Genomic DNA, 6,481 nt, shown 5'->3' on the forward strand with positions numbered 1-6,481 from the left:
CCCCGGCGCTGCCGCGGCCCCGCTTCTTCTGCAACCCCAACGAGGCGCTCCAGGCCGACGCCCAGCGCTTCGCCCAGCTCGTGGACCTGCCGCACCTGAGCCAGGAACAGGTCGGCTGGGTCCGCGACAAGACGACGATGAAGGACCGCTACGCCGAACTCGGCATCCCGCACGCCCGCTACCGGGCGGTGACGACGAAGCAGGACGTGGTCGCCTTCGGCGAGGAGTCCGGCTGGCCGGTGATCCTCAAGCCGGTCGACGCGGACTCCTGCATCGGCACCTACCGCCTCGACACCCCGGCCGACGTGGCCGGCGTTGCGGACCTCGACCCGGAACTCCAGTGGATGGCGGAGGAGTACATCAAGGGGCAGGAGTTCCAGCTGTGCGCGGTCGTCGCGCGCGGGGTCGTCCTGGACGCGTACCTGTCGAAGAACCCGGTGCCGATCCTGGAGGTCCTCGACGGCAAGATCAACGCAAACATCACGTACGCGCCGAGCGAGGAGATCCCCGTCGACGCGCGGGAGCTGGCGCAGCGGCTCACCGACGGACTCGGGATCCCGCACGGCTATCTGCACGGCGAGTTCTTCCTCAAGGAGGACGGCTCGTTCGTGATGAGCGAGGTCGCGGCGCGGCTCAGCGGCTGCGAAGTGCCGATGAACCACGGCCTGGCGTACGGCTTCGACTTCCTCCACGTCATCCTCGACACCTACCTGGACCGGGTGCCGCACCCGCGCTACACCAGCGACCGCGCGGTGGGCGACCTGCTGCTGCCGACCCGTCCCGGCCGGGTGACGCACATCAGCTCCGCGCAGGAACTGCTGCGGCTGCCGGGCGTCATCGGCGCGCATCTGACGGCCGCCGTCGGAGACGTCCTCGACCCGCCGCGCGCCTCGCACGCCTCCACCGGCTACGTCCACGTGGAGGGGGCCACCGCCGCCGAGGTGGAGGAGCGGATGCACGCGGTGCTGCGGCACTTCGAGCTGACGGTGGCCGAGACCGGCGAGGGGCCCGCGTCATGAGCGTCTTCGCCGCGCACACCGAACCGGACGCCTACGCACAGGCGGTGCAGGCGTACGGGCAGGGCGGGCCGCTGCCGGTGTGGACCGGGGAGCGCGCCGACCTGCTGGAGGGCATCGCCCTGGCCGAGCAGGTGTACACCGGCCGCCGCACGCCCGCCCCGGCCGACACCGGCCTGGTCCTGGACCCCGAGCTGCCCGAGGCGCTGCTGGAGCTCGCCCGGCCGCTGGCCCGCCGCTGGGTGCACGACGCGGACGGGCTGCCCGGGGCGGGGTCGGTGCTGCTGCTCGGGTCGTACGCGCGGCTGCGCGGCGACACGATCCAGCCGCTGCTCGACGCCGCGCACACCGCGGGGCGGGCGGTGTTCCAGCTGACGGGCCGTGATGTGCACAGCCTCAGCTGGGTGGTGGCCAAGCAGTACGCGCAGGTGGCGGCGGATGCCGAGGTCGGCGTCGTCTCCGAGCTGGACACGGCCGCCCCGGCGGCGGGCGCGGACGTGTGGTGCGGCGCGCAGGACGTGCAGCGCCTGGACGTGCGGGACCTGGCCCTCGGCCGGGTGTGGCGCCGGGTCCTCTTCCACGGCAACGGCAAGGACGACCAGCTGAATCTGGGCCAGTTCACGCTGTGCGGGGCGAGCCCGGTCGCGGCCGCCCCCGGCGCGGCCGGCCCCAAGTGCGCCTACGGTCTGGGCTGCACCAAGCCCATGGACAAGCTGATCCCCGCCCGCTCCGTCCGGGCGGCCGAGCTGGTGCTCGCCAACTGCTTCAGCGGGGCCACGGCGGGCCACGCCATGTACGACCCGAAGTACCTGATCCTGCTGAACGCCCTGGACGGGCCGGCCCAGACCGTCCTCGCCACCCTCACGGCCTGCGACGGGCAGCGGCCGGAGAACCTGGTGTGGCTGGACGGCGCCCGCGGCGCGGGCAACACGGCCTCGGCCGTCAACGAGGCGCTGCGCGACATCAATCCGTACCCGGCGTTCACGCAGGTGGGCCTGGAGTCCTCGGGAGCCCCCGCCGCACCGGCGCCCGGGGCAGGGGAGGAGCGGAGCCCCGCCGACGGTCCCGACGTGCACGCCCTCGGCGCCCGTCTGACGGGGCTGCTCGACAGCGGCCTGCTCGGCCAGGACCATCCGCTGCGGCCCCGGCTGCGCTCCCTCGCGGACACCCTGCTGCACGACGTGGTGCGCACCGTGGCGCTCGCCGCGCCGGAGGCCGCCGCGTCCGCCGCGGCGATCGCCCGGGAGACCACGTCCCTCGACCTGGCGCTCGCCCACCGCTTCGCCAAGCACCACGACGACCCGGTGCTTCAGTTCCCGACCTACTTCGGTGAACGCAGCGTCGCCGAGGCGCCGTACGACCTGGACGTGCCCTGCGCGTGCGGACGTCCGCTGCGGGCCTACCGCCGGCGCGGCCGGGTGCCCGCGATCACGGACACGGTGCAGGTGGTGTGCGCCCGCTGCGGCGACGTCGCCAACGCGCACGACGGCGCGGCGCCGCTGGAGGTGACGGCGGCCGACACCGTCGTCGCGGGCTCCGCCCTGGACGTGGTCGTGGAGACCGTGGCGCGGCGGGCCGGCACGGTCAACCTCGGCATCGTGCTGCCGGTCTACCTGGACGCCAGGGCCGGCCCGGTGCTGCGCCGGGTGGAGGCGGCCGGCCCCGGCGACCGGGTGCGGACCACGTTCACCCTCGCGGTGGCCCCCGGAGCGACCCCGCAGGCGTACTACTTCTGCCCCTACGCGGTCCAGGACCTCGGCATCTCGGTCTCGCGGGTGCACTTCGCCGTCGCCCCCGCGACCGGCACACGGACGACGGCCCCCGCGGCCGGAACGGAGCTCACACGCGCATGAACGGCATCACGGACAGCACGGGGTCGTGGACTCCCCTGCGCCACCGGTCGTTCCGGAACCTGGCCGCGGGACGCATGCTGGTCTACTTCGCCAACGCGATGGCGCCGGTCGCCCTGGCCTTCGCGGTCCTGGACACCACGGGCCGGGCCACGGACCTCGGCCTCGTGGTCGGGGCGCGGTCGCTGGCGAACGTGGCGCTGCTGCTGGTCGGCGGCGTGGTGGCGGACCGGGTGCGGCGCACGCTCGTCCTCCAGGGTTCGGCGCTGGCCGCGGCGGGTGTGCAGGCGGCCATCGCGGTGAGCGTGCTGCTGGACGCGACGTCCATCGCGCTGCTCGTGGTGCTCAGCGTCCTCAACGGCGCGCTGGCGGCGCTGTCGCTGCCCGCCTCCGCCTCGCTCACGCCGCAGACGGTGCCGCACGACCTGCTCCGTCCGGCCAACGCGGTGATGCGCATGGCCACCAACATCGGTGCGATCGCCGGGTCGTCGCTGGCGGGCATCGTCGCCGCCGTGTTCGGCCCCGGGTGGGGGCTGCTCGGCAACGCGGTGGCGTTCACCGGGGCCGCGGTCTTCTTCGCCGGGGTGAAGGCGGCCGGGGAGAAGTCCCCCGCACCGGCCGAGCGGGTCCGTCCGCTGCGGGAACTGGCCGAGGGCTGGAAGGAGTTCACCGCGCGCCGCTGGGTGTGGATCGTGGTGGTGCAGTTCATGGTCGTCAACGCGGTGGTCGCGGGCGGCATCCAGGTGCTGGGCCCGGTGGTCGCCGACGACACGTTCGGCCGCGGGGTGTGGGGCGCGGTCCTCGCCGCGCAGATGCTGGGCGCGGTGGCCGGCGGGGTGCTCGCGGCCCGGTCCCGGATCCGGCACGCCCTGCTGGTCGGTGTCGCGCTCGTGGCGGTCGAGTCGCTGCCGCTCGTGGTGCTCGCCGAGGCGCCCGGGGCCCTGCTGCTCAGCGTCGCGATGTTCGCGAACGGCGCGGCCCTGGAGCAGTTCGGGGTGGCGTGGGACGTGTCGTTGCAGGAGAACGTCCCGGCAGACCGGCTGGCACGGGTGTACTCCTACGACGCGCTCGGCTCGTTCGTCGCGCTGCCGCTCGGCGAGATGGCCGCGGGCCCGGTGGCCGCCCACTTCGGGGTGCGGAGCACGCTCCTTGCGGGCGCCGCGCTGGTGGTGGCGGTGACGGCGGCGGCGCTGTGCAGCCGCCAGGTGCGGACCCTGACGTCGGGCCGCTCCGTCGAACGGGCGGCTGGCCGGGAGCAGACGCACGAAGCGGCGGTGACGTGAGACGTGGGCGCCCCGGGGCATGGCGGGCCCCGGGACGCCCACGTCCCGCGTCGGTGGGCGACGGACCTCAGCCGCTGGGGGCGAAGTGGGCGTCGATCTCGTCCGCGGTGGCGGCAGGATCGGCGACCAGGACGGACCGTTCGTCGTCGGTGTGGTGACGGGTGGACACGGCGGGGCAGCGGCGGCAGGCCGCGAGACCCGCCTGACCCCACCACTTGCAGTCCGCCCGCAGATGGCACCGGGGAAGGCTGCGGGACTCCTGCTCGGGGAACCCCGCCACGACCCGCTCGATCAGGGTGCAGTCGTCACCGCGCCGGTTGGCGCACGAGGCGACGCAGTGCGAGGCGAACCGGAGGATCCTGCGGGGCTCGATGTCCGCGGGCACCATGCCGAGCGCGGTCGCGGCCGGTACGGGTTCGGCCAGGTAGGCCACCTGTCCGTCCGCGCCGGAGCGCACTCCCAGCAGCACGGACTCCGGTGCGTCGGCGACGCCGCTCGGACACCAGGAGGTGCCCGCGCCGTCCTCGGTGCCGGTCATCACATCCTGCCGACGGACGTGGGCGCCAGCTCACCCGTGTCGGCGGCCCGCTCCAGGGCGACGGCCTGCTGGAGGCTCTGCTCCAGCTGCGTGGGCGAGGAGATGCACTGGGGTGCGGCGGTGGCCGACGCCGCGCCCGCGAGGACGAGACCGGTGGCCAGCGCGGCGGCCGCGGCGGCGCCCGCGGTCCTACGGGAGTTCTTCATGGATGTCCCTCCGTCTACGTGGATGCTGCCTGACCGCCCAGCGTGGCGGCCGGTGCTGCAGAGGAGGTCGAACCGTGCTGGAGCGCGGAGAGCGTCTTGGCGAGGATGCGCCAGATCTCGGCGGCGAGGTCGATCATGGCGTCGGCCTGGGCCTGCTCGGCGAGCGTGCGCAGGCCGTCCACGCCGGTCATGTCGCCTGCCATGACGCGCAGTTGGTGGCGCAGGACGTCGAGCCTGACCTGGTCGACGTAGGACATGCGCAGGGGCCGCGCCTCCAGGTCGCCGAGCAGGACGCGGGCCTCGTCGTACCGCTCGGTCCGGAAGGCGATGTCGGCCTTGAGCGCGGTGAGCTGCTGGCGCAGTCCGTCGGTGCCGACGAAGGAGAGGGCCTGTCCGGCGGCCGCCGCGCACCGTTCGGCGGCCTCGGGGTCGGCGGGCGTCTTCAGCAGGTACAGCCGTCCCGCGCTCAGCCGCAGCCGCAGCCACAGCACCAGGTCCTCGCTGCTGGGGAACCGGTCGAGGGCCTGTTCCAAGTGTGCCTGCGCGCCCTGGTGGTCGCCCTGGCGGGTGCGTACGGAGGCCGCGGTCCAGACGGCCTCCGCCCACAGGGTGTCCGTGCGGCCCTCGACGAGGGCGGTGAGTTCGTCGGCGTGCGCGCGGGCGTCCGGCAGCCGGCCCGCCTCGGCCTCCACCGACACGAGGGCGAGGAGCACACCGGCCCGGTCCTCCACGCCCAGCGAGTGCTCCCGGGCGAGGCGGTGGGCGGTGACGGCGGCGTCGAGGGCCGCGGAGATCTCGCCGAGCGTGCGCAGGCAGCGTGCGAGCCGGTTCAGGCCCCGTACGCGCAGGGCGGGGAGGTCGACCTCGTCGCCGAGGGCGACCAGGTCGTCCAGGTACGCCCGCTCCGCCGCGTGGTCGCCCTGGAGCCTGCGGTGGCGGGCCAGTTGCCACAGGGTCTGCCAGCGCAGCACCGGTGACTCGTGCGCCTCGGCGGCCAGCGCGTCGCGCAGGGTGTCCATGGCGTCGTCGGCGCCGGTGGAGGCGGCGAGGGTGAGCGCGTTGGCCAGGGAGCCGCCCGCGGGTTCCTCGAAGTCCGCGGGCTGCACGCCGAGTCGGGCGGCGAGGTGGGCGACGGCCCGGTCCGTGGGCTGGCGGGCGCCCGACTCCAGGCGGGAGAGATAGCCGGTGGACATGCCGTCGCCGGCCAGAGCGGTCTGGGAGAGCCCCTGCGCGAGGCGCATCTTCCTCAGGCGTTGGCCGAACGCGGGCTGTCGGAGCATAAGCGGCTTCCCTCCGGGAACACGGGCCCAGCGGCGGGCTGTGGGCCGCGAGCGGCCGGTGTCGTCATGACCGCGTCGAGCGTAGAGCGGCGGGCAACAGCCGGGCAAACGTTTGCCATGGCCGTGCCCCGGCCCTCGGTCCGGGTTCACGCGTTTCTCCAGCGGAGGTCCAGCGGAGGTCCAGCGGATCAGGGCAGGATCTCCAGCACCGTCGGCCGGCGCCTGCGCCCGCGCCTCGTCCAGCCTTTCGGGGGTCGCCCATGACGTATTCGATTCCTGTGCACCGCGACGTGCTCCGGGGCGGAGGC

At 74.5% G+C, this 6,481-nt stretch carries 6 protein-coding genes; 3 read left to right on the forward strand and 3 right to left on the reverse strand.

Annotated elements, in window-relative coordinates; all coding sequences use genetic code 11:
- From K377_RS40380 to K377_RS40390, 3 genes are all read left to right on the forward strand, one after another.
- On the forward strand, positions 1-1,019 hold a 1,019-nt coding region (locus K377_RS40380), incomplete at its 5' end, for an ATP-grasp domain-containing protein (protein ID WP_111668629.1).
- A complete protein-coding gene (locus tag K377_RS40385; RefSeq protein WP_111668630.1) occupies positions 1,016-2,869 on the forward strand; it encodes a hypothetical protein in 1,854 nt (617 codons plus the stop codon). The genes K377_RS40380 and K377_RS40385, both read left to right, overlap by 4 nt.
- The gene (locus K377_RS40390; RefSeq protein WP_111668631.1) at positions 2,866-4,149 is read left to right on the forward strand and encodes an MFS transporter; all 1,284 of its coding nucleotides are present in this window, start codon (positions 2,866-2,868) and stop codon (positions 4,147-4,149) included. The genes K377_RS40385 and K377_RS40390 overlap by 4 nt, the downstream gene beginning before the upstream one ends.
- 67 nt (positions 4,150-4,216) lie before the next feature.
- Here K377_RS40390 and K377_RS40395 read toward each other — a convergent pair whose 3' ends face one another.
- Genes K377_RS40395 through K377_RS40405 form a run of 3 tightly spaced genes read right to left on the reverse strand, consistent with a single transcriptional unit; the run spans position 4,217 to position 6,173 of the window.
- A complete protein-coding gene (locus tag K377_RS40395) occupies positions 4,217-4,687 on the reverse strand; it encodes a hypothetical protein (RefSeq protein ID WP_111668632.1) in 471 nt (156 codons plus the stop codon).
- Entirely contained in the window at positions 4,687-4,893 is a 207-nt protein-coding gene (locus K377_RS40400) for a hypothetical protein (RefSeq protein ID WP_111668633.1), read from the reverse strand. Before K377_RS40400 ends, K377_RS40395 begins: the two co-directional genes overlap by 1 nt.
- A 14-nt stretch (positions 4,894-4,907) precedes the next feature.
- Positions 4,908-6,173: a helix-turn-helix transcriptional regulator gene (locus K377_RS40405; protein WP_111668634.1), complete on the reverse strand. Its 1,266-nt coding sequence runs from the start codon at positions 6,171-6,173 to the stop codon at positions 4,908-4,910.
- Positions 6,174-6,481: the final 308 nt, after the last annotated feature.

The sequence above is a fragment of the Streptomyces sp. PsTaAH-137 genome (genome assembly GCF_003259365.1).
Taxonomy (GTDB): domain Bacteria; phylum Actinomycetota; class Actinomycetes; order Streptomycetales; family Streptomycetaceae; genus Streptomyces.

What these genes read in the sequence shown, in the direction of transcription:
- K377_RS40385 (WP_111668630.1), top strand. Translation starts at nt 1,016, where the DNA reads ATGAGCGTCTTCGCCGCGCACACCGAACCGGACGCCTACGCACAGGCG.
- K377_RS40390 (WP_111668631.1), top strand. Translation starts at nt 2,866, where the DNA reads ATGAACGGCATCACGGACAGCACGGGGTCGTGGACTCCCCTGCGCCAC.
- K377_RS40395 (WP_111668632.1), bottom strand. Translation starts at nt 4,687, where the DNA reads ATGACCGGCACCGAGGACGGCGCGGGCACCTCCTGGTGTCCGAGCGGC.
- K377_RS40400 (WP_111668633.1), bottom strand. Translation starts at nt 4,893, where the DNA reads ATGAAGAACTCCCGTAGGACCGCGGGCGCCGCCGCGGCCGCCGCGCTG.
- K377_RS40405 (WP_111668634.1), bottom strand. Translation starts at nt 6,173, where the DNA reads ATGCTCCGACAGCCCGCGTTCGGCCAACGCCTGAGGAAGATGCGCCTC.